Annotated in this window: 21 protein-coding genes; 11 read left to right on the top strand and 10 right to left on the bottom strand. The window is 68.0% G+C overall.

Annotated elements, in window-relative coordinates; translation table 11 throughout:
* Together TF1_RS04950 and TF1_RS04945 are read right to left on the bottom strand one after the other, a co-directional pair.
* On the bottom strand, positions 1-1,528 hold a 1,528-nt coding region (locus TF1_RS04950), incomplete at its 3' end, for a tetratricopeptide repeat protein (protein ID WP_156482485.1).
* A gap of 386 nt (positions 1,529-1,914) precedes the next feature.
* Positions 1,915-3,237: a multidrug effflux MFS transporter gene (locus tag TF1_RS04945; RefSeq protein ID WP_011292154.1), complete on the bottom strand. Its 1,323-nt coding sequence runs from the start codon at positions 3,235-3,237 to the stop codon at positions 1,915-1,917.
* Positions 3,238-3,656: 419 nt separating this feature from the next.
* On the opposite strand from TF1_RS04945, the gene TF1_RS04940 reads away from it, so the two are divergent.
* The 11 genes from TF1_RS04940 to TF1_RS04890 all read left to right on the top strand — a co-directional run bounded on the left by TF1_RS04940 (position 3,657) and on the right by TF1_RS04890 (position 13,993).
* Complete coding sequence (locus TF1_RS04940) at positions 3,657-4,340, top strand: HAD family hydrolase (protein WP_011292153.1); 684 nt, start codon at positions 3,657-3,659, stop codon at positions 4,338-4,340.
* 307 nt (positions 4,341-4,647) lie between these two features.
* Entirely contained in the window at positions 4,648-5,313 is a 666-nt protein-coding gene (def, locus tag TF1_RS04935; RefSeq protein ID WP_011292152.1) for a peptide deformylase, read from the top strand.
* A 48-nt stretch (positions 5,314-5,361) separates the two neighbouring features.
* Positions 5,362-5,772 (top strand): VOC family protein, encoded by a 411-nt coding sequence (locus TF1_RS04930; protein WP_061783684.1) that lies wholly within the window; start codon positions 5,362-5,364, stop codon positions 5,770-5,772.
* A 94-nt stretch (positions 5,773-5,866) separates the two neighbouring features.
* Positions 5,867-6,304 carry a hypothetical protein gene (locus TF1_RS04925; protein WP_234351614.1) on the top strand — a complete coding sequence of 146 codons (438 nt, stop codon included), beginning with the start codon at positions 5,867-5,869 and terminating at the stop codon, positions 6,302-6,304.
* Positions 6,305-6,621: 317 nt separating this feature from the next.
* A complete protein-coding gene (locus TF1_RS04920; protein WP_016188791.1) occupies positions 6,622-7,113 on the top strand; it encodes a nucleoside deaminase in 492 nt (163 codons plus the stop codon).
* Between the two features lie 9 nt (positions 7,114-7,122).
* A complete protein-coding gene (locus TF1_RS04915; protein ID WP_159055912.1) occupies positions 7,123-7,722 on the top strand; it encodes a cyclase family protein in 600 nt (199 codons plus the stop codon).
* A gap of 1,027 nt (positions 7,723-8,749) precedes the next feature.
* The gene (locus TF1_RS04910; protein WP_011292147.1) at positions 8,750-9,904 is read left to right on the top strand and encodes a Gfo/Idh/MocA family protein; all 1,155 of its coding nucleotides are present in this window, start codon (positions 8,750-8,752) and stop codon (positions 9,902-9,904) included.
* On the top strand, positions 9,901-11,067 hold the full coding sequence (locus TF1_RS04905) for a dihydrodipicolinate synthase family protein (protein WP_011292146.1): 1,167 nt from the start codon (positions 9,901-9,903) through the stop codon (positions 11,065-11,067). The genes TF1_RS04910 and TF1_RS04905 overlap by 4 nt, the downstream gene beginning before the upstream one ends.
* Positions 11,064-11,945 (top strand): sugar phosphate isomerase/epimerase family protein, encoded by an 882-nt coding sequence (locus TF1_RS04900; protein ID WP_011292145.1) that lies wholly within the window; start codon positions 11,064-11,066, stop codon positions 11,943-11,945. The genes TF1_RS04905 and TF1_RS04900 overlap by 4 nt, the downstream gene beginning before the upstream one ends.
* A gap of 58 nt (positions 11,946-12,003) precedes the next feature.
* Complete coding sequence (locus tag TF1_RS04895) at positions 12,004-12,909, top strand: 5-dehydro-4-deoxyglucarate dehydratase (RefSeq protein ID WP_011292144.1); 906 nt, start codon at positions 12,004-12,006, stop codon at positions 12,907-12,909.
* Positions 12,910-12,913: 4 nt separating this feature from the next.
* Entirely contained in the window at positions 12,914-13,993 is a 1,080-nt protein-coding gene (locus tag TF1_RS04890) for a mandelate racemase/muconate lactonizing enzyme family protein (RefSeq protein ID WP_011292143.1), read from the top strand.
* 133 nt (positions 13,994-14,126) lie between these two features.
* Here TF1_RS04890 and TF1_RS04885 read toward each other — a convergent pair whose 3' ends face one another.
* From TF1_RS04885 to TF1_RS04850, 8 genes are all read right to left on the bottom strand, one after another.
* Positions 14,127-15,845, bottom strand: coding sequence for a dihydroxyacetone kinase family protein (locus tag TF1_RS04885; RefSeq protein ID WP_218016130.1), 1,719 nt, complete (start codon positions 15,843-15,845; stop codon positions 14,127-14,129).
* 73 nt (positions 15,846-15,918) lie between these two features.
* Positions 15,919-16,785 carry a dihydrodipicolinate synthase family protein gene (locus tag TF1_RS04880; protein ID WP_016188787.1) on the bottom strand — a complete coding sequence of 289 codons (867 nt, stop codon included), beginning with the start codon at positions 16,783-16,785 and terminating at the stop codon, positions 15,919-15,921.
* A 30-nt stretch (positions 16,786-16,815) separates the two neighbouring features.
* Positions 16,816-18,318, bottom strand: coding sequence for a tripartite tricarboxylate transporter permease (locus TF1_RS04875; protein ID WP_011292140.1), 1,503 nt, complete (start codon positions 18,316-18,318; stop codon positions 16,816-16,818).
* Between the two features lie 133 nt (positions 18,319-18,451).
* Positions 18,452-18,952: a tripartite tricarboxylate transporter TctB family protein gene (locus tag TF1_RS04870; protein ID WP_011292139.1), complete on the bottom strand. Its 501-nt coding sequence runs from the start codon at positions 18,950-18,952 to the stop codon at positions 18,452-18,454.
* Positions 18,953-18,957: 5 nt separating this feature from the next.
* Positions 18,958-19,935, bottom strand: coding sequence for a tripartite tricarboxylate transporter substrate binding protein (locus tag TF1_RS04865; RefSeq protein WP_061783683.1), 978 nt, complete (start codon positions 19,933-19,935; stop codon positions 18,958-18,960).
* 120 nt (positions 19,936-20,055) lie between these two features.
* Positions 20,056-20,736 carry a GntR family transcriptional regulator gene (locus tag TF1_RS04860; RefSeq protein ID WP_011292137.1) on the bottom strand — a complete coding sequence of 227 codons (681 nt, stop codon included), beginning with the start codon at positions 20,734-20,736 and terminating at the stop codon, positions 20,056-20,058.
* Positions 20,737-21,005: 269 nt separating this feature from the next.
* Positions 21,006-22,040: a LacI family DNA-binding transcriptional regulator gene (locus TF1_RS04855; protein WP_011292136.1), complete on the bottom strand. Its 1,035-nt coding sequence runs from the start codon at positions 22,038-22,040 to the stop codon at positions 21,006-21,008.
* Between the two features lie 71 nt (positions 22,041-22,111).
* Positions 22,112-23,026, bottom strand: coding sequence for an NAD-dependent epimerase/dehydratase family protein (locus TF1_RS04850; protein ID WP_061783682.1), 915 nt, complete (start codon positions 23,024-23,026; stop codon positions 22,112-22,114).
* Positions 23,027-23,041: the final 15 nt, after the last annotated feature.

Below are 23,041 nucleotides of genomic sequence, written 5' to 3'. Positions count from 1 at the left end.
CGAGGGTGCGGTGGTGGTTGTCGCCGAGGATGCGGCGGTGGGCGTCGAGGACGGCACGGTACTCGGTCTCGGCTTCTTCCAAACGTCCCAGGTCGTGCAGGGCCAGGGCGAGGTTGTTGCGGCTATCCAGGGTGTCGGGATGGGTGGGGCCGTGCTCGTCAGCGCGTGTGGTGTAGGCCTGGCGGTGGGCGTGTTCGGCTAGTCGGTAGCGGCCGTCGGCTTTGGCGGTAATACCGATGGAGTGGGCGTCGGTCGCGGCGGCGTAGGTCAGAGCGGTGGTGATGACGTGTTCGGGCACGTGATCACCTGCCCGGGTGCGGCGTTGGACGGAGTCGACCAGATAGTCGAACACGTCGACGTGGTCAGGATCGTGGGGAGTGAGAAGACGGGTGGTGCCACGGCGTGGGCGGGTGGCCCACTGCCAGGCGTCGTCCAGGGCCTCGGGGTTGAGCCGGTGGCCGCCCTGCTGGTCAAGGTAGTGGCCGTGCACCTCCTCGATGAGACGCCGGGGGAGCACGGAAGCATAGCCGGCGCGGCGTAGGTCGACAGCGGCTGCAATAAGAGCGGCGCCGCGAGGGTGGCTGGGCGCCTGGGGATCGGTGTTCGCACTCCACGCGCTCTCCCATTCCGCCAGCAGTTGGGGGCCGTTGGCCAGGTACTCAGCGATCCCGTATTCATCGGCCTGCTGCAAAGCGTCGGCGATCCGCTGATCGCGGGCATAGTTCCGGGCGCGTTCCCGCTCAGCGGGGGTGAACAGGCGGGGCAGGAAAATACGGTGGGCGCGGCTCAGCAGGTCGTGGACCTTGCGATGAGTGTCTGCGACCGCGCTGTCCTCGGGAATAGTGCGCCACTGATTCTCTTCAGCGGCACGCAGAGTGGCCACTACGACGCGGTGCCCACGGCGAGCGGGGGCGAGCAGCCGAGAGACAGCTTCCCGGGTCAGCTCGGGGGCAGAAAACCAGGTGTTGATGTCGTTGAGCCACAGCACGCACTTGGGGTGCTGCTCAGCGGCCCGCAAAGCAGCGGCAATCCCTGAGACAGTGGTGGGGATGATGAGAGTGTGGTGAGGAAGTACGGCTTGGACTGCTTCGAAAGCGCACCGGGTTTTGCCTGCGGTGGAGTCCCCCACCACTAGCACAAACGTACTCGTGGCAAGGTGGGTGCGGAGCTCTTCGTCAACGTCACGGGGCACGAAAGGCGGTATCGACGCGGTTGCACCGCTAGTGGCAGCAGGGTGCACCCCCCAGTCTCGGGGGTTACTGAAATCCCGGACTTTGGGGAGCCTGCCCGAAGGTAAGGTCAGACAGCCCTCGCTGAGGGCACGATCTTGCTCGTCACGGCGTGTAGCGTCCTGCTCGTAGCGGTGCTGCCATGCCCCCAGCGCTAGTGCGGCCAATGCGGCGATCACGGTAGCCACAGTCACTGCCCAGGGCACAGTGACCTGGTAGGCGGCCAGCAGTTGTGGAGCCACGGCCACCAGCGCGAAAAACCCTGCTATGAGAAACGACCAGAGTGAACGTCGCCGCATACCCGCACCTTCGCCCCGCCAGCTTGCCATTTCCGTTTCGATGAGACGCAAGAGACAAGCATCCCAATCCCTGAAAACAGCAACAAGCCGGAATGCCGCCCCTGTGGCGCAACAACAGAGCGCGTAAGTACGCGCCGAGCAGCGACTCCGGCTTCCTGCACGGCTCGCGGCACGCCATACGAGACCTTTGCTGTCGGCCGGGATACCTAGCCGCGGCCCACCTTGGACACTCCAGGGCTGCCGATGATCCTGCGAGGGTACGCACCGGCGAATCCCGCGGGGAGCCGACGCCTTGGCCCAGCCAGTGCGTCTAAGCAGTCGTGACAGGACAAGGGCCGCTCCTCTGCACGGAGCGGCCCTTTAACCACCAACCTTCCAGCCTGGAATCAGGCGGTGCGCGGCGCGGGAACCCGGCGGGCCAGGAACGCCCACCCGGCGAAGACCGCGCCGGCCGCGGCCGCGGTCACTAGCATCACCACGGACATCGACAGCAGGCTCGCCTCGCCGCCTTCCCCCATGCCGGTGGTCGCGGCCAGGCCGCCGCCGATCGCGAACTGCAACGCGCCCAGCAGGGCGGAACCGGTGCCCGCCACCGAGGAGGGCTGGCTGGCGATCGCCAGCGTCGTAGCGTTGGGCGAGATCAGCCCGGTGAAGAACATCATCGTGAACAGTGCGGCGGTTACGACGACCACGTTCGCCTGCTCGGAGATCGCCAGACCCACCAGGACAGCGACCGAGGCGAGAGCGCCGAGCAGCCCGGCCAACAGCCGGCGCGGGCCGTCCATCCGGTTGATCAGCATGGTGTTGACCTGGTTGCCCAGCACCATGCCCAGCGAGTTGACCCCGAAGATCAGGCTGAACTGCTGCGGGGTGGTGCCGAATTCGCTTTCGGAGACGAAGGAGAACGCGGAAATGTAGGTGAAGGTCATCGCGAAGCTCAGCGACATCACCAGGGTCGGCCCCATGAACCGCGGGTCGAGCTGCAGCCGCAGCAGCGCACCCAGAACCGAGCCGCGCTGGGTGCCGCGGCCGGCAGCCGGAGTGCGGGGCAGGGTCTCGGGCAACGCCACATACACCAGGACCAGGTTCGCCACGCCGATCAGGGCGAGCACCACGAACAGCAGCCGCCAGGAGCCGGCCAGCAGGAGCTGGCCGCCCAGCATCGGGGCAACCATCGGCGCCACTCCGGTCAGCAGAGACAGTCGGGAGAAGAAGCGGGCACTGTCCTCTCCGTGGAAAATGTCCCGGACCACGGCGCGGGAGATCACCGCGCCGGCCGCGGCGGAGAAGCCTTGCAGCAGCCGCAGGGCGCTCAGCACCTCCGTGGAGGGGGCTACCGCGCTGGCGAGCGAAGACAGGGTGAACACCGCCGCGCCGATCAGGAGAGGAAGCCGACGCCCCCAGCGGTCGCTGAGCGGGCCGAGCACGAGCTGTCCCACGGCCAGACCCACCATGATCGCGGTGAGGGTCAACTGCACCTGGGACTCGGTCGCCCCCAGGTCAGCGGCGATTTCCGGGAAGGCAGGCAGGTACAGGTCAGTGGCCAGCGCGCTCGTGGCGGTCAGCAGGCTCAGCACGAAGACCAGCAGCGCCGCGGAACGCTGGGGCCGCTGCTGCGGCCGGGGCGCAGAGGTCGGACGCCGAGGAGCGGGCGCCCGGAGCACGGCGGAGATCACAGGCGTGCGAGAACGCAGAGCGGTCAGAGACAACGGCAGACTCCGGAAACACGTCGAAGGGACGAGACAGGAAGACGGTGCGCCAGACGGGGGCGCAGGAGAATCCGCTGGGGCCGCACTCGGAACACCTGGGGTGTCCCCTCCGTCGTGCCCTCACACGGAGGCGGTTCGCACGAGAACCAGAAGTCCCGACCGAGGTCAGACCAGAACCTCGCGGGGATACGCGCCTGACAACAACACGGGGCGGCAGGGATAATCCACCGAAATCCGGTTATGGGGGCGTGACGTGCGGCACGTTCCCGAAACAGCGTCGTCGCAGGGGAAACCGCGGGCTGTGAGGGCCGCCACCGCGGCGGTGCGCGTCCGATAAGACCACGCGCCACACTCCGCTTCCCCGCATTCGAGGGCTGGGCGGGACGCGGCGAAATATTCCCGATCCGATGGAGACGGGTATGCAGTACCACGTATTGGCCTGCGACTATGACGCCACACTCGCCTCAGAAGGCAAGGTTGACGCCGCGGTCGTGGCCGCCTTGGCGCGGCTGGCCGCGTCAGGCCGCCGTCTCGTTCTGGCGACCGGCCGCCGTTTCGACGACCTGTGCAGCGTCTTCCCCGACGTGGCGCTGTTCGACCTGGTCGTCGCGGAAAACGGCGGGGTGCTCTACGATCCCAGGCGTCCTGTCCACTGGCCGCTGGCTGCGCCGCCTCCCGCCGAGTTCTTGGCCCGGCTGCGCGCCCGCGGCGTGGACCCGCTCGCCGTCGGCGAGGTGATTGTCGCTACTCGTGACCCGCACGACCGTGCTGTCGACGACAGCATCCGAGAGCTGGGCCTGGCCTTGCAGGTGATCCACAACAAGGGCGCCGTCATGGTGCTCCCCCGCGGGGTGGACAAGGCGTCAGGGGTGGCCGCTGCCCTGCGTCGCCTAGGGCATTCCCCGCGGGCCGCGGTCGCGGTAGGGGACGCGGAGAACGACTGCACCATGCTGCGCATGTGCGGGCACGGGGTGGCGGTCGCCAACGCGTTGGAAGCAGTGAAGCAGGCCAGCGACCGGGTCACCGCCCACCCCAACGGTAGGGGAGTGGTGGAGCTCGTGGACTGGCTGCTCACCGCGGATCCTGCGGATCGCTCGCCGTAGGGGCCGCACCCCGGCACGGCCGTGACTGTGCGCGGCGGCGAAAGCAGGGCATGGCGGGGAAGGCTCCCGAGCATAGTGGGAACAGTGCCGGGACCGGCTTCCTGGGCACGGTTCGTCTCGCGACGTGCGCAGCACCATCCCTGGACGGGGACATCCCACTCCCGAGTGTCCGTTATCGTCAGGAACACCGGGGTGCGGTCACCGGTACCATGCCCGAACTGTTGGCGCTACGACGTCCGGGGTACGGCCACCCGTCTCCTAGCCCGGTGCGGCGGCCGCCCGATCATCTGGAAAGACGAGTCAAGCGATGTCTGAGCAGCACGTGTCCGAAAGCTCCATCGACACCCGGGTCCGAGTCCAAGGCAAGCCAGTGGACTCCTACCCCACGTGGGCGCCTGAAGCCGCCCGCGGCAAGGTGCTGCGGGTCACCGTCGTCGGTGAGGACGTCCTGCACCGCCGCAACGCCGACGTCACGGAGTTCGGCACCCCCGAGTTGCACACGCTCATCGACGACATGTTCCGCACCATGTACGTCGCCGAAGGCGTGGGGTTGGCCGCCAACCAGGTGGGGGTGGACTTGCGTGTGTTCGTCTACGACTGCCCTGACGACGACGGGGTGCGTCACGTGGGACACGTGATCAACCCGGTGCTGGAGACGTGGGGGGCTGAAGAGGAAGGGCTAGTGGTGGAGAACGAGGGCTGCCTGTCGGTGCCTGGCCCGCACGCCGAACTTGCCCGCGCCCCGTACGCGAGGGTCACCGGTTTCGACCGTGACGGCAACCCGGTGACCGTGGAAGGCTCCGGCTATTTTGCGCGCTGCCTCCAGCATGAGACCGACCACACGCTGGGACGCCTCTACATCGACCGGTTGTCGAAGCGGGAACGCAAGAAGGTCCTGAAAGCCATGGAGGAGATGAGGGACCAGGTGTTTGCCCGCCGCGCGGAGAACGCCGAGTCGATGCGTTTCGAATAGCCGCCTGTCCTTCGCTGGGAAACGGGGACGTCCCCGTAGCATCGGGGCATGGTGCACGTCCTCAGCAGCCGTATCCTGCTGCGCCCCACCGACTTGGAACGCAGCCGCGCGTTCTACCGGGACGTTCTCGGGCTGGCGATCTACCGCGAGTTCGACACGGACACGCAGCGGGGGACGGTGTTCTTCCTCGGCGGTGGCTTCCTGGAGCTGTCCGGGGGATGTGACCGTCCCCCGGACCCGGAGGCTGTGCAACTGTGGCTGCAAGTGCCCGACGCCGCTGCCGCGCACGCGGAGCTGGCGGCGCGTGGCGCCACGATCCTCCGGGAGCCTCGGCGTGAGCCGTGGGGGCTGATCGAAATGTGGATCGCCGACCCGGATGGACTGCGGATCTGTGTGGTGGAGGTTCCTGAGGACCATCCGCTGCGCTACCGGCCCTGGCCTGATACGAGAGAAGGCTGAGCTGTCGACGATGAATGGCACGCCTGTTTCAGTGGCCGCACTGGTCTCCGCTGTTCCGCTTTTCGCTCCGGTCGGCTGGACTGAGCGGGGGCGGGTGAGTTCTGCCACGGTGCCATCGGGGAGCACCCTGCCGGACAAGGTGGTCGTGGACTTCGGGTGGCGTTCGGTCGACGCCCACCTGGACGTGGAGATCACGGTCCGCGGCTGGGCCGCCGACACGCCTCCAGAGGAGCGGTGGCTGCGCGCGTTCTGCGCGGAACGCGACCTGATGCAGCGTTGCACGGTGGGCGCAGCCGACTGGGCGGCACCCGCGCCCGCGCCGGACGCGGCCTGGTCGCAGCGCACGCTCACCGTGGACGGGACGCCGCGCTCTTTCACCGTGCTGCAGACGGCGCAGTCCTGGGTGGCGGCCGCGGTGCTCGACACGGACTGGGTGGTGCGGGTGTTCGCTCCCGCAGAGCCGGCCGGGCTGACCGCGCTGCGCCGTATCACCGATCCGGCTGACTTGCGCCCGCTCCTCGGCCAGGGCTAGCAGCAGGCCAGGGCTGCGCCACCTGGCGGAGAGGCCCGGGAGAAGTGTGGGCCTGCCCTGGGCACACTCCCGGGCGGGCCGTCAGGCGTGCAGGTCAGCGACGAGGCGCCGCGACAGATGGTGGTGCTGGGGGTGATGAGCGCATTACCGGTAGCAACAAGCCTGAAGGTGTGGCTGCCGTTGATCGGGATCGGGCCGCGCCCTGCAGCGTTCCTGAACGGCGACGCCACCGCTATCCCGACAGTGCGCACCCCAGCAGCTAAGGTCGCTTCCGGCGCCCCGGTGACGATGGGGCATAGCGGTGGGAAGGAGGACCGATGGTTGACGAGACTGACGTGCGGCACCTGCGCCGCTGCGTGGAACTCGCGGCCCAGGCCTTGGAAGCAGGGGATGAACCGTTCGGCTCGGTACTGGTCGCGGGCGACGGCACGGTGCTCGCCGAAGACCACAACCGGGTGGCGTCAGGGGACCGCACCCGCCACCCCGAGTTCGCGCTAGCGCGGTGGGCGGCCCGGAACCTCACCCCCAACGAACGGGCTGAGGCCACCGTGTACACCTCGGGCGAGCACTGCCCGATGTGCGCGGCCGCGCACGGCTGGGTGGGCCTGGGCCGCATCGTCTACGCCAGCTCCTCAGCGCAGCTCATGGAGTGGCTCGCTGAGCTCGGGGTTCCCGCTCCTCCGGTGCGGGCCTTGCCGATTCGCGAGGTCGTCCCCGGAGTCACGGTCGAAGGTCCTGTGCCGGAACTTGCCGAGCAGGTCCGGGAGCTGCACCGCCGCTTCCACCGCGTGTCAGCAAACCGGGGCTGAGCCGTGTTCGTGGACTTGTCCGTGCCCGTCACCGCGCAGACCCCGGTCTATCCCGGCGACCCGGAGGTCCGGGTTGACCCTGTGACCGACATCGACAGTGCCGGCTACCGCTGCCACCGCGTCTCCCTAGGTACGCACGCGGGCACTCACGTCGACGCGCCCAGCCACATGGTGGCCGACGGAGCCCACCTGGACCGCTACCCCGTGGAGCGCTTCGTTGGCCGGGGACGCTACATCGACGCGCGCGGCGGGTTCGCGCTGGACACAGTCCAGCAGGCGGGGATCGCCGCGGGCGACATCGTCGTGTTCCACACCGGTATGGCCGACCGCTACTATGAACCGTCCTACTTCACCGACTATCCGCCGCTTCCCCTGGACATCGCCGAATACCTGGTGGAATGCCGAGTGTCCATGGTGGGAGTGGACATGTGCAGCGTCGACTATGAACCGTTCGCGGTCCACCAGACGCTGTTGCGCGGGGACGTGCTCATCTTGGAGAACCTGACCGGCCTGGAGCGCGTGGCGGGACGGGACTTCCGGGTGTACGCGCTGCCGCTGCGCTTGGCAGCGGACGGCGCGCCGGTGCGCGTGGTGGCCGAATTGAGCTGAGCTGTTCTGTTCGGCTCCGGCTCGGGCCGGACACCACGCTCCGGCCTCTGAGCACACAGAAGTGGGGGAGCGGTACGTCCCCTGGGTTCCGCTCCGGGCAACGCGGCGAGGAAAACCCGGGCGAAGAAAGAACGCCGCTGGAAAACAGACGGTAGACGCGGCGCTGCCCCGCGTATTGCCCGACTCTCCGAACAGAATTGCGGACATAATGTGTCCCCTACGATTTTCTAAATGAGTTCGGAGCCTTTGCTGGAAAGGCAGCAAAGGCTCCCCTGGTGGTATCGAGTGCGGCGGAGTTGCGTATTCCGGATGGGGTCGAGCAAGCCCTCTTCCGCCGCTCCGGGCATGCATCCCCATCGTCACAGCAGGGAAGACTGAGGGACCGTCGTCCTTTTGCGCGCCGTTGGAAAGGGGAAGCGCGGTTCTCTTGCCGAGACGGGTATTCCCTTGTCCGAGGCGTTCGGCCGCACGCCATGGGAAAGCTCTGCGAAAACCTCCGGGAGCAACCGAGGCCCAAGGACTGGGAGAACAGAAATATGTCGGAGAAGCGGAGCGCGCAAATGCGAGGGAAAAACCTTTCCCGAGACGATCTGCCGGTGGGCTGACCGGAGAATCCCGGAGAATCCCCCGAGACAGTCCGGATAGCACCAGGGAAGAGCGTGTGCTCCCGCCGGGGGAGCTTCCCCTCCCCGTGCCGACACGGACAGGAGCACGGCAGCCCGGCCTTCAGGAGACAGCGGCGTAAGCCCTTGGCACTACCCGGCGTGAAGTCCGGGAGAACCGCCGAGTCGGGGGTGAAACCGGTTTCCCTGGAACGGTGGGGAGGGGACGAAGAGGCCGTCGAACGGGTAAAAAAGTAGCCGATCGTCTACCTCTCCGGTACGGAGAGTGAGAAATCACCGTACAGTCAGGTCGGGGCGAGGATCTTTCTCCTGTGGCAGCGCAGCAGGATTCGCCTGGGCACTGGCGTTCGGCGCGGGTTTGGCATACTTTGGAAAGCGCTTTCATGAGAAAGGTGGGACGACATATGGGTGATCGCGTGCTCGGTATCGCCATGAACGGCGTCACCGGACGCATGGGATACCGCCAGCATCTGACCAGGTCGGTCCTGGCCATCCGCAAGGACGGCGGGGTGGAGCTACCCGACGGCTCCCGCATCATCCCGGAACCGGTGCTCGTGGGGCGGTCCGCACAGAAGCTGCGCGCCATCGCTGAGCGGCACGGCATTGAGCGGTGGAGCACCGACCTCGACACGGTCCTCTCTGACGACTCGATCTCGGTGTACTTCGACGCGCAGATCACGCACGCCCGCGAAGCCGCGGTTCGGAGCGCCATCAACGCGGGCAAGCACGTCTACGTCGAAAAGCCGATCGCCGACAACTTCAGTGCCGCCATCGAACTGGCCAAGCTGGCCCGCGACGCCGGCGTGAAGAACGGCGTCGTCCAGGACAAGCTCTTCCTCCCCGGCCTGCTCAAGCTCCGCCGCCTCATCGACAGCGGGTTCTTCGGCCGCATCCTGTCCATCCGCGGCGAGTTCGGCTACTGGGTGTTCGAAGGCGACTGGCAGCCCGCGCAGCGCCCCAGTTGGAACTACCGGGCCGAAGACGGCGGCGGCATCGTGCTGGACATGTTCCCGCACTGGCACTACATCCTGGAGCAGCTCTTCGCCCCGGTGCGCACCGTGACCACGCGCATCGCCACCCACATCCCTGAACGCTGGGACGAAAACGGGCAGCGCTACCAGGCCACTGCCGACGACGCCGCTTATGCGGTGTTCGAACTGGAAGGCGGAATCGTCGCGCAGATCAACTCCTCCTGGTCGGTGCGGGTCAACCGGGATGAACTGGTGGAGTTCCAGGTGGACGGCACCCACGGCAGCGCGGTTGCGGGACTGCGGCACTGCAAGGTGCAGCACCGCTCCGTCACACCCAAGGCCGTGTGGGACCCCGACGCGGTGGACCCGGGCGGCTACCGCGACCAGTGGGAGGTCGTTCCTGACAACGGCGACTTCCCCAACGGTTTCCGTGCCCAGTGGGAGCTGTTCCTCACCCACCTGTACACGGATGTGCCTTTCCCCCACGACCTGCTCTCGGGCGTGCGCGGCCTCCAACTCGCCGAAGCGGGGCTGCAGTCCGCCAAGACCGGTCGCACCGTGGAGTTGGAGGAGGTCTCGCTGCCGTGACCTCGCTGACCTTGCGGCTGCCCACTCCCACCGGGGAGCTGGAGACGTACACCGTCCTCGGCACTCCCGTCACCCCGACCCGCACCACCCCGGCCCGGTCGCGTGTCGCCTACGCTGCCGCGCACGTCGTCGCCGACCCGCTGGGCAGCAACGGGCCTGGGCAGCCCGCCCAGCTCGACTGGGACGCCACCCTCGCCTTCCGGCACTACCTGTGGGACCAGGGCCTGGGGGTCGCCGACGCGATGGACACCGCCCAGCGCGGGATGGGGTTGGACTGGGCCGCCACCGCCGAACTGATCCGGCGGAGCGCGGCTGAAGCCACCGCGCGGAACGCGCCCCTGGTCTGCGGGGTGGGAACCGACCACCTCGAGCCCAGCCAGGCCACTTTGGAAAGCGTTATCAAGGCGTATCGGGAACAGTTGGCGGTGGTCCAGGACGCGGGAGCCACCCCCGTGATCATGGCCAGCCGCGCACTCGCCGCCACCGCGCAGAGCCCCGACGACTACGCCAAGGTGTACGGGCAGCTCCTCGCCGACGTGGACCGGCCCGTCATCCTGCACTGGCTGGGCGCGGTCTTCGACCCGGCCCTTGACGGCTACTGGGGGTACACCGACCCCGCTGAAGCAATCGACGCCGTGGCCGCGCTCATCGCCGACCACGCCGACCGGGTCGACGGCATCAAAGTGTCCCTGCTCGACGACACCTTGGAGGTGCGGCTGCGCACCCTGCTTCCTGACGGGGTGCGGCTCTACACCGGCGACGACTTCAACTACCCCGACCTCATCCTGGGGGATGCCGACGGCCACTCCCATGCCCTGCTCGGCATCTTCGCGGCGATCGCCCCGGCCGCTGCCGAGGCCCTGCGCGCCCTCGACGACGGCGACACCGACCGCTACCGCGCCCTCCTGGCGCCCACCGTGCCGCTGTCCCGGCACCTCTTTGCCGCACCGACCTACTACTACAAGACCGGCATCACCTTCGTGGCCTGGCTCAACGGACACCAGAAAGGGTTTTCCATGGTGGGTGGCCTGCAGAGCGCCCGCGACCTGCCGCACTTGGCGACCGCGTTCCGCCTCGCCGACGCCGCAGGGGTGCTCACCGACCCGGAAACCGCAGTGTCCCGGATGCGGACCCTCCTCACCGTCTACGGGGTGGACCAGTGACCGACACCGCCATCGACGTTCCGTCCGGAAAGCCCGCGGCTATCCCCACCCCCCAGCCCGGTGACCCGCGGCTGGCCCGCCTCTCCCTCAACCAGGCCACGGTCAAACGGTGGACCCTGGCCGAAGCCGTCGCCGGCTGCCAGCGCGCCGGAATCCCCGCGATCGGGCCGTGGCGGGAACCCGTCGCGGACATGGGACTGGCCGCCGCCGCCCGGCTGCTCCGCAACTCCGGGCTGCGCGTCTCCTCCTACTGCCGTGCCGGATTCCTCACCGGCCCCGACCGCAAGGCAGCCCTGGACGACAACCGGCGCGCCATCGACGAAGCAGCAGAACTCGGCGCCCCCTGCCTGGTCATGGTGGTGGGCGGGCTCCCCGATGGCGACCGCGACCTGGCGGGGGCGCGGGCCCGCGTGGTAGACGGCCTCGCCGAACTGGTCCCCTACGCCCTGGAACGAGGGGTGCGTCTCGGCTTGGAGCCGTTGCACCCCATGTTCTGCGCCGACCGAGCCGTGCTCTCCACGCTCGGCCAGGCCCTGGACATCGCCGAGAACTTCCCCAGCGCAGCGGTGGGCGTGGTGGTGGACTCCTACCACGTGTGGTGGGACCCCCAGGTCTACGAGCAGATCGCTCGGGCCGGGGAACGGATCGCCATCTACCAGGCGTGTGACTGGGTGCTGCCGATCCCCGCGGACGCCCTGCTCGGCCGCGGCATGGTCGGTGACGGCTACGCCGACGTGGGTGGACTGCGCCGCGCCGTGGACGCCGCCGGATACACCGGCGACATCGAAGTCGAAATCTTCAACGCTGACGTGTGGGAGGCCGACGGCGACGCCGTGATCGCCACCGTGGCCCGCCGACACGTGCAGTACGTCATCTGAGCCAACCCACCCCCGTGGTCCGGGAAATCTTTCCCGGACCACCAACCAAGGAGCCCACATGGACTTCAACGGAATCCTGTTCTTCCCGCTGACCCCCTTCGACGAGCGGGGAGACGTCAACGAGGCCGCGTTCGAACAGCACGTGGCTTCTGGACTCGACCATGGGGCGGGCGGCGTTTTCGCGGCCTGCGGCACGGGTGAGATCCACGCCCTGTCCGCTGAGGAGCACGCCCGCGTCGTGCGCCGCGCCGTCGCGGTGACCGCGGGACGGGTCCCCGTGATCGCGGGCGCCGGGGGCAGTGTGAGCACCGCGATCGAGCAGGCCACCGCGGCCCGGGAACTGGGCGCGGACGGGGTCCTGCTGCTCCCGCCCTACCTGGTGCACGCCCCCCAGCGCGGCCTGGTGGAATACGTGCGCGCAGTAACCTCCGCCGTGGACATTCCGGTCATCGTCTACCAGCGGGGCACCATGGTGTTCACCCCGGACAGCGCGGCCGAGCTCGCGGAGATCCCCACAGTGGTGGGGTTCAAAGACGGGGTGGGCGACGTGGGCACCATGCGCCAGATCGTGCTGACCGTCCGGCAGCGGCGCGGCGACAACTTTGTTTTCTTCAACGGCCTGCCCACCGCCGAACTGACCTTCCACGCCTACCAGGGGATCGGGGTGCCGCTGTACTCTTCGGCGGCGTTCGCGTTCGTGCCCGAGGTTGCCACCGCGTTCTACCGGGCCGCCCACGCGGGCGAGGAACTCGCCGACCGCCTGCTCCGCGACTTCTACGACCCGTTGGTGCGGTTGCGGGACCGCGTCCCCGGATACGCGGTCTCCTTGATCAAGGCGGGGGCGCGGCTGCGTGGCGCGGACGTGGGCGGGGTGCGGCCGCCGTTCGTCGACCCGAGTGAAGAGCACCTCGCGGAACTGCGCACGATCATCGACACCGGCCTGGCATTGCTCAAGGAGCAGTGACCCTATGCGGATCACCGAGATCACCGCTGAGGCGTACCGGCTGCCGCTGCACCGGGCCTGGGACGGCGGGGTGGACCGCAACGACGTGGTCGTGGTCCGAGTGGCCACCGACACCGGACAGACCGGTACCGGGTTCGCCTGGACTCCGCTGATCGGGGCGGGGGCGGTGCTGGCCCTGCTCCGCAACGACTGCCCGGCTGTGCTGCTGGGCCGCGATGCGAATCCGTACGCCCGCTGGGAGGAGCTGCGCTGGCACTTGCGGGAAGCCGGAACCAGCGGGCTCACCCTCATGGCGATCGCCGCGGTAGACATCGCGCTGTGGGACCTCACCGCACGGGCCGCCGGGGCAAGCCTGGTGGACCTGATCGGGAGGCGGCGCGACCGGGTGGCCGCCTACGGGAGCGGAGTCAACCTCGACTACTCCCTGGACGAGCTGCTGGAGCAGGTGCGAGGCTGGCTTGCCGCCGGCCACCGCGCGGTCAAGATCAAAGTGGGCTCGCCCGAGCTGGAACGCGATGTGGAACGGGTCGCAGCCGTCCGGGAGCTGATCGGACCGGACCGGCTCCTCATGATCGACGCCAACCAGCGCTGGGACCTGCCGACAGCGATCCGGGCCCTCGCCGCCATGGAACGGTTCGACCCGTACTTCGTGGAAGAGCCGCTGCCCGCCGATGACCTGGCAGCGCATGCGCGGCTGCGGGCACACACCCGGATTCCGCTGGCGATCGGGGAGAACCTGCGCACGATCGCCGAATTCGAAACCGCGCTGCAACTGGGGGTGTGTGACATCGCCCAGCCCAACGCGGTGCGAGTGGGCGGTATCACCCCGTTTCTCCGGATCGCGGAGCTGGCCGCCCGGCACAGCGTGCCGGTAGCCCCCCACCTGCTGCCGGAACTCTCCACCCAACTAGCGTTGTGCCTCCCTAGGGTGGCCATGGTCGAAGACATCGACCGCGCCTCGTTCGCGGCGCTGGGAGCGTTGGCCCGCCCGAGCGGTGTGGAGATCAGCGCGGGGTGGGCGACCGCGCAGACCGGCCCGGGCCACGGACTGGAGTTCGCGGCCGACCTGGCCCCCATCGGGTGACCTGTACCGCCCTGGGTTGTGCTCTCCTCCCGCCCGTGTGAAGGAGAGCACAACCCGTGCCGGGCCACGGCGACCGGAGCAGAGAAGAAAGGGGCCGCTGCGCGATCAAGCGAAGCAGCAGACCGGCAGGATCTCAGTTGATCCGGTCGCGCAGATCCTCCAGGAAACGCAGCACTGCCACCGACCCGGGATCGAGTTCTCCGGCGCTGCGCTGGCCCACCCAAGCAGCCCGACCCCGAGCCGAAACCAGGTTCCGGGTCTCAGAGACCGTGCGTTCCGCAGCGTTGGCCGCGGCTGCGGCGGCTGTCCGCGCATCAGACGCGGCAGGCAGCGCGTCGACGACCGCCCACAGCACATCCAGGAAGGTCTTGTCGCCGCGCTGGGCGCCGCCGCGTTCCTGGACGCGCCGGGCCATAGCCGTGGTGATCGGCACGGCGTGTGCCAGGGTGAGTTCGGTGAGGTCTTCAGCTTCGGCCGCAGCCCCCAAGAGTCCGGCGCCGACCAGCGCGGCAAAAGTGGAGGGGTTAGCAGAAGCGAACGCCACCCCTGCGGCCCGCAGCAGGTCGGCCGGGTGGACATCCTCCGGCAAAGCCAGCAGTGCCTCGCGGACCGCGTCCGCACCGGCGGACACGGTGATTCCCAGGTCACCGTCGCCGAGGCGGGCGTCCAGGGCACGGAGTTCTTCAGCGTGCCTGGGCAGGTCAGCCAGGACATCGAGGAGCAGGGTGCGCAGGGTGCTGGCCCGCCTGGTGCGCCGTACCTGCGTGTCGGTTGCCGCGGTCGCTTGGGCACCAGGAACATCGGTGGCGGACTCGACCGGCTCTACGGGCGCGGTCTGTCCTTGAGAGAAGAACGGGGAAGCGGCAGGCGCATCCAGGAGTTCCGCCAGCTCGTCGTCGAGCAGCAGCAGCGACAGGGACGCTCCCGCCATCTCCAGGCTGGTGGCGAACTCGCCAATGTAGCGGCGGTGGATGATCACTCCGCGTTCGGTGAGGATCTGGTGGGCCCGCCGGTAGATGAGGTAGAGCTCCTCGAGCGGAGTAGCCCCCAGCCCGTTGACCAAGACCGCGACCCGCTGGTTCGGGGCGGGGTCCAGTTCAGCAAGAATTTCGGTGAGAAACCGGTCGGTGATTTCGTCCGCGGTCTCCAACGGGCCCCGGTAGCTGCCCGGCTCGCCGTGGATGCCGATACCGATCTCCATCTCACCGTCGGCCAGGGTGAAGGTGGGCTCCCCCGCTGCGGGCAGGATCGTCGGTGAGAGCCCCACCCCCATAGTCCGGGTGGCGTCGACTGTGCGTTGCGCGATGGCCCGGACACGGTCCAGGTCATCGCCGCGTTCGGCAGCCGCACCCGCGGTCTTGTAGGCGAAGAACAGCCCGGCCACCCCGCGCCGCGTCGCCTCCTTGCCTTTCGGCGCCGACATGATGTCGTCAGTGCCCAGCACGGTCGCTGTGCGGATTCCTTCGGCGGCGACGATGTCAGCGGCCAAGTCGAAGTTGTAGATGTCACCCCCATAGTTGCCGTACAGGTAGAGCACGCCTTTCCCGCCGTGGGAGGCGCGGGTGGCTGCGGCGATCTGTTCGGCGGAGGGAGAAGAGAAGACGTTGCCGATTGCGACACCGGTCGCCAGCCCTTGGCCGACATAGCCGAGAAAAAGGGGCAGGTGACCCGAGCCGCCGCCGGTCACGATCCCGACTTTCCCTGGCACGGGCGCGTCCGCGCGGACGAGAGCGCGCCGGTTTGGGGAAGCCGCGCGCAGCCGGTCGGGGTGGGCCAGGAGCAGTGACTCGGTCAACTCGTCGACGAAGTCGTCGGGGTTGTTGATGATCTTTTTCAATGCCACGTCGCTCACTCGCTTCTTCGTGGGACAGCACAACGGACAACGGGGTCCGCCACACCGGGTGGATGGGTGGGGTGCGGCCAGTTCAGGCCGCAACGGCGATCGTTGCCCGCAGTTCTGCGAGGTCGGCGTCGGAGACGGACTCGCAACTGACCCGGGGCGGTCCTGCGGGAAGGCCCTGCAGGGCTAGTGCCGCTTTGAGGTGGGCGATGTTGCCTGCTTTGACCGCGGCGACCGCCCGTTCCACCAGTGGCTGCGCGCTGGCCGCCCGTGCGGCGTCGCCGGTGCGCAGGGCATCGCGCAAGGCGATGAACGGTTTGGGGAACACCGAGGAGACTCCGGAGACGACCCCCGTGCCACCGGAGCGGACGAGTTCGGCATAGGACAGGTCGTTTCCGGAGAAGAACGTGAAGCCGTGAGGAGCCTCGGCGAGGAACGCCGCGACGGTCGCGTCGCTTTCCCCGCTGATCTTGACTCCGCGCACGCCGACGTCGGCAAGCCGACGCAGGAGAGGCGGAGTCGCGGGGGTGGTGGAACGCGCCTGGAACAGGTAAGCGAACACGTGAGCGTCCCCCGCTGCAGCAACGATCCGTTCGAAGTAGCGCAGGACCGCGTCTTCGGGAGCGGGCAGGTAGAACGGGGTGATGGCGGCGAGTTTGCGGGCTCCGCCGGCCACCGCGGCTCGGGCGAGCCGTTCGGCCTGCCGGGAGGTGGCCGCGCCTACATGGGCGTAGGTGCGGTCGGGGCCGAACACCTCTAGCGCGACCCGCAGCACTTCCAGGCGTTCATCGTCGTCCAAAGCGGTGAATTCGCCGGTGGTGCCTGCGGCGAAGACACCGTCGACTCCGCTGTCGCGGATCCATGTGGCCAGGGTGGCCAGTCCGCTGGTGTCAAGCCGTTCATCAGCGGTGAAGGGAGTGGGCAGAGCAGTAATGAGTTGCGCCTCGAACATGCGCGGTCTCCTCGACGTGGGGCAGGAAGGTCACTCAGCGACGGGGGTCGCGGGGGTGGTGCGGCGGCGCTGCCGCATGGCGCGCAGCGCGGGCAGCACCAGAGCCAGCAGGCTTACCGCCAGAATTGCCACGGCGATCGGGCTGGTCAGGATGTTGGACACCCCGCCGATCTCCAAGGCGCGGCGCAGATTGCTCTCGGCAAGCTTGCCGAGCAGGAGGCCGAGCACGACCGGGCCGGCCGGGATGGAGAAACGCCGCATGAACAGGCCGACGAGGCCGAAGAGCAGCATCACGCCGACGTCGAAAATACTGTTGTTGACGGCGTAGGTGCCGACCATGCAGAAGATCAGGATGATCGTCCACAGAAAGTGGCGCGGCAGGTCGAGCAGTTTGGCGACGCTGCGCATGCGGAGCAAGCTCAGTCCGAGGGCCAGCAGCGTGGCCACGATCATGATCCCCGCGATGCTGTAGACCAGTTCAGGGTTCCTGGTGAAGAGTGACGGCCCGGGCTGGATGCCCCAGACGATCATGGAGCCGATCATCACAGCCATCACCGAGTCACCGGGGATACCGAGAGCCAGCGAGGTGGTGGTAGACCCGCCCAAGGTGGCGTTGGAGGCGGTGTCGGCAGCGGTGAGGCCTTCGAGGGATCCTTTGCCGAACTTCTCCGGGTGGGCGGAGACGCGCCGTGCCTGATCCCAGGCGAGAATCCCGGCGATGTCGCCGCCGGTGGCGGGAACTACGCCGACCACACCACCCACTCCGCTGCCCACAGCCAGCGGTTTGAGCATGGTGCGCCAGTCCGCGCGAGTGGGGAACCACTTACCGAACTGGGTGATCGGTGCTGCGCTGCTTCCGGAGCGGTGGGTGATGATCTGGTCGAAGACTTCGGCGATACCGAACAGGCCGATGATGGCGGCGATGAAGGGAACCCCGTCGGACAGTTCTACGAGGCCGAAGGTGAATCGGAGGTCGCCGGTGATCGGGTCACGGCCGACCGCACCGAGGAGGAGCCCGAAGGCACCGGCCATGAGCCCTTTGACGACTCGGCCCCCTGAAACCCCGATCATCATCGTCAAACCGAAGACGACCAGGGCGAACATCTCGGCAGGGCCGAATTGCAGGGCCAGTCGTGACAAGGGGATGGCCGCAAACATCAGCAGGAGGAGGCCGGCGAACGTGCCGACCGCCGAGGCGAACGCTGACGAGGTCAATGCCAGGCCGGCCTTGCCCTGTTGAGCCATCGCATAGCCGTCGAAGGTCGTGGCGATGGAGGCGGGTGTTCCCGGGGTGTTGACCAGGATCGCGGGGACCCGGTCGCCGAAGTTGGAGGACACGTAGATGGTCAGCAGCACCGCCAGACCCGGCAGAGGATCCAAAGTCAGGGTGAAGCCGCTGGCCAACGCGACAGCCATGGTCGCGGTGATACCGGGAAAAGCACCGACCAGCATGCCTAGGACCGCTCCTAGGGCGATGCACGACAGGACGGTGGGGTCCAGCAGCGAGCTGAAGCCTGCAACGAGAGGACTCATCGGATCATCAGGGCCGTCTGCTCCGGTAACGGGCGCGGAGGCAGGCCCTTGCCTCCTCTCGGTGGGTGAGTGGGAGGGGCGGATGGAGCTCCGCCGCAGGGGCGGAGCACACGGTCACGCTGTGGTGGGCGCATCAGATCGGGACTTTCAACAGGACGCCGAACAGCAGGTAGAGGGTGGCGGTGACGATCGCGGGGAAGACGAGTAGCGCCTTCCAGCCCCGGCCACCGCCCAGGTAGACCAGCGCAATGAGCAGTACGGTCGTGGAGACTCGAAAGTCCACGTAGTACCAGAGGACGCCGTAGCCGAGGATCGACAGCAGCATCGCGGTCAGCCGGAGCACCCCAGTGCGGTGGGCTGCTGCAGGACGCTCTGCTGCAGCTGCGGGTCGCGTCAAGGCCAGGACGGCGTGAAGGACGCTGAGCCCCAGCAGGAGGAACGCAAGTCCTTCCGGCCACCAGCGCGGACTGAAACTGGTCAGCCCCGCTTTTTCCGGAATCTCTGCTGCCAGTGCCAGGGCACCGGCGGCTACAGCGATCCCAGCGAGCGCCGGAATCAGTTCACGTACTGGTGAGGCGGGGCGGGCCGCCACAGGGGACGGCCCGCCACTGCCGTGGGGAGGCGAAGCGGCCATGCCGATCAGTCCTGGTCGCTCAGGAGGGCCTTGAAGTTCTGCGCCTCGCTTTCCACGAATGAGGCGAACTCGTCCGCGGGAACATTGACCGGGATGTTGCCGGAGTCCGTGATGACCTTGGTGAATTCCTCAGAAGAGGCAGCGGCTGTGAACGCCTCTTCCAAGGTCTGCTTGATCTCTTCGGGGAGTCCGGCGGGCGCGCCGATGCCGCCCCAGCCGCCCATGGTGAGGTCCACGCCTTCCTCGATCGCGGTGGGCACGCCTTCCAGGCTGGGCGACGGCTCCTCGTCGAAGACAGCGAGGACGCGGAGCTGGCCTTCAGCGTGGGCAGGTGCGGTTTCCGAGATTCCGGCGATGACGGCGTCGACCTCGCCGCCGATGGCGGCGGTCACGGCAGGCGCACCACCGTCGAAGGGAACCGGTTTGAATTCGGTGCCGGTGGCCTCACCCAGGGCCGTGGTCGTGGCTTCCCAAATGGAGCCCGCCCCGGAGTTGGAGACGGTAATGGTTCCTGGGGCTTCCTCAGCGGCCTTGAGCAGGTCGTCGAGGGTCTGGTACGGGCTGTCGGCGGGGACGGCGATAGTCGCGGGGACCGACACCATCTGACCGATCAGATCATAGTTGGCGGGGTCGATGTCGTATCCCTGGAATCCCAGCATGACGGTCTCCACCGGCAGGTAGCCGATGGTGTAGCCGTCGGCGTGGGCCTCGGCCAGGTGCTGCAAGCCCACTGAACCGGCGCCTCCGGTGCGGTTCTCCACGATGATGTTGGTCCCCAGGTGCTGCTCCATCTGGTTGGCGAGCGTGCGGGCAGCCAGGTCAGAAGCGCCGCCAGCCTGGTAGGGGACGATGAGGGTGACGTCTTTGCTGGGGTAGTCCGCGGCGTCCTCAACAGTCGCTCCGCGGTCGGCGCAGCCCGCGACGGTCACGAGGGCGGCCAAGGTGAGCACACCGCTCGCGGTGCGGATGATGGTGGGGCGCATGCCGCCTCCTTTGATGTGACGAGTCACTTTCGTTAACAGTGTTTGCTGATCCGGAGATCCGATGATCGGAGGTATTCACTGGCTGGCCCCTTGTGGGGGCGCTCTCAACGCGGGGGACTGCTACTCCTGTGCTGAAGTGGTCTCCTGGGCTGTGTAAGGCTGACGGAGCCGGCGCCTGGCGTTGTCCAGGTGCTCATGTAGTTCTGCGAACACGGCCTCGGGGTTTCCCTCCTCTATGAGGCGGGCGAGCAGTTCGTGCGCCCTGACTGAGGGGGTGAGGTCCGTGTAGCGCTCATTGGATGCCAACAGCAGCATTTCGATCGTGGGCCGGTATTGAGCCCAGACGTCGCCGAGCCTGCGGTGTTCGGCGACGTCGTAGAAGACCGAGTGAAAACGAAGGTCGGCCGCTGTGAAGGCGGTAGGGTCGTGCTCCTCTGCGGCGCGGCGCATGGCATGCAGTGCACGGTTGAGTCCGGCGACCAGGCTGGCCCGGTCCCGGTCCAGCGCGATGCGGAGTGCCAACCGTTCCATCGCCTCCCGCAAAGAGAACAGTTCGTCGATGTCGGCCCCGCTGAGCCCCACAACTGTGGCGCTGCGGCGGTTGGTATCGATGAGCCCTTCGGCCGCCAGGATCTTGAGGGCGTCGCGGATCGGTCCGCGGCTCAGGTCGAACTGCGCAGCCAGGTGGCTTTCCACGAGAGGGGTGCCTGGAGCGTAGCGGCCAGTGATGATGAGGCGCCGTAGTTCACTGGCGACCTGATCCCCTAGAGCCTGCGGTCTAATGGGCGAGATCTCCGGCATCGTTTCCTTTCGGTTAACCGTTGACAGTTAACAGACTGGCGTGCGATGTGGCGCACGTCAAGTCCGCTGCGTGCGGTTTTTCGCATCTGAACAGGGAAAGTAACGGAAAACGCCGAGGGGCAGGGGTTGTCGTCGGACAGCGAATTTTCTGGCGGGGGATAGCGAGAGGGCATCCACCGCTGTGCACGACACGGCCAAGACGACGACAGCCGCAGGCCCCGCGGGGCCTGCGGCTGGAAGCAGGCAAAGCCAGAGATGGTGGACAGCAGTCAGCTCCGGGTGGGCGGTGCTGTGCTCTCCCGGGCGATGACCTCGCCTTGCACGGGGATCACCCGCGGCTCGTCAGGCGTCTCCCCGTCCAGGGCCAGCCGGGCCGCCTCTTCGCCCATCTTCTCCAAGGGCAGACGCACCGTGGTCAGCGCCGGGGTGAGGTCGCGGAGGGTGGGGATGTCGTCGAAACCTGCCACGGACAGGTCCTCCGGCACTCGCAGCCCCAGATCCCGCAAAGCCGCCATCGCACCGGTGGCCATCACGTCGTTGACCGCGAACAGGCAGGTCGCGTCGGTGCCCGTGGCCATCAGCCGTTTGGTCGACTCATACCCCCCGTCCCGGGTGAACGCGCCGTGCACCACGTTGTGGTAGGCGAGCTCGATCCCCGCGCTCGACAGGGCCGAGTGGAACCCGTCCAGCCGGTCGCGGGCAGCGCACAGGTCGGTGGGGCCAGCCAAGATCGCGAACTTGCGGTGCCCCAGCTCGATGAGGTGGCGGGCCAGCGCGGCAGCGCCGTTGCGGTTGTCGGGCACCACCGTGTCCGCGGGCAGGCCCTCCTGGGAAACGCAGGCGACCCGCCCGCCCTGCCGGGTAAAGATGCGGATCTCGTCAGCGAGTTTGCGGGTGCTCTCCTCGTCGATCGTGCGGCTACCCACCAGGACCACCGCGCGGGCGCGGTGCGCGCGCAAGGTCGAGAGCAGCTGCACCTCGCGTTGCGGAGCGCGTCCGGTCGTGCCCAGCACCACGACGAGACCCTCACCCTCAGCGTGGCGGGTGACTCCAGCGGCGATGCTGGAGAAGTACGGGTCGGCGATGTCGTGCACGATGAGCCCCACCAGCGAGCTGGTGTTGCGGGCCAGTGTCTGTGCTGACGCGTTGGCCAGGTAACCCAGCTCGCGGGCGCTCGCGGTGACGCGCTCCCGGAGTTTCTCACCGACCTGCCGGGTACTTCCGTTGATCACGCGCGACGCGGTTGCCAGGGAGACCCCGGCGTGTTTAGCGACCTGCTCCAGTGTCACGTACCCGGATCCCACCCCGTCGCCCTTTCCCCTGCGTGCCACCAGGAAAACTCTTTCCTTTCTGCTCGTGGGGCGGCGGTGGCGGCTCAGGAGCTCGCACCACCGCCTCCGCCCTGGACGTTCTCCCGAAGTTCAGTACGCCACTGCCTCCTAGCACGCCAGCCTAGGGCCTTGAAGGCAGCGGTTGAACTGAAAGCTGCCTGACTGTCGGCCAGCGTCTCGGCCAGTCCCGCAGTGGTGGGATGGAACTGCGGCAGTAGTTCCCGCAACGGACGAGTGGCCAGCGGGTCCTCGGCGATGGCGTGGAAGACCTGTCCGTTAGCCACCCGCTCCGGATGTTCGAGGATCAGTGCGAACAGTTCGCCTGCATCGCGGGCGTCGATGTAGTTGAACAGCGAGACCGCTGCCAGTTCCGGATTGGCCAGCCGTTCAGCTACGGTGTGCCCCTGCTGGGTGGGAGCGCCCTCCCACTCTTCCGGGGCGATCACGTATCCGGGCCGTACCGTCGCCACCACGCAGTCGCCGCTGGTGCGGGCCACCGCACGCACTGTCTCTTCGATGATGAGCTTGCTCAACCCGTAGGCGTGCCACGGCGCCACCGGGTGTTCCTCATCTAAGGGTAGGTAACGGGGGCGCCAAGAGGGAGTGTTGTACCCGAAAACAGTGGGACTGGACGCGGCTACTGCGCAGCGCGCCCCGCAGGCGACCGCGTCGGTGAGCACCGCCCAGGCCAGCCGGGTGTTGATGTCGAGGATTTCCAGGTCGGGGCGGGCGAACGGGACCGCGATGCCCGCCAGGTGGACCACGCCTTCCGGACGGGCTTCCGCGAATACGCGGGCGCGGGCGTCGTCGTCGAGCAGGTCCGCGACCACGCCGCGGACCCCGTCAGGGCACGGGCCGTCCACAAGGTCGACGGAGGTGACCTCGTGACCGCGGTCGGCGAGCACCGCGACCACACTGCGGCCGAGCCGTCCCGAGCCGCCGGTGACCAGGACACGCATGGATACCGCCTTTCT

It is taken from the genome of Thermobifida fusca NBRC 14071 = JCM 3263 (assembly GCF_001592045.1).
GTDB lineage: Bacteria > Actinomycetota > Actinomycetes > Streptosporangiales > Streptosporangiaceae > Thermobifida > Thermobifida fusca.
This window is presented reverse-complemented; position numbering and strand designations above follow the sequence as displayed.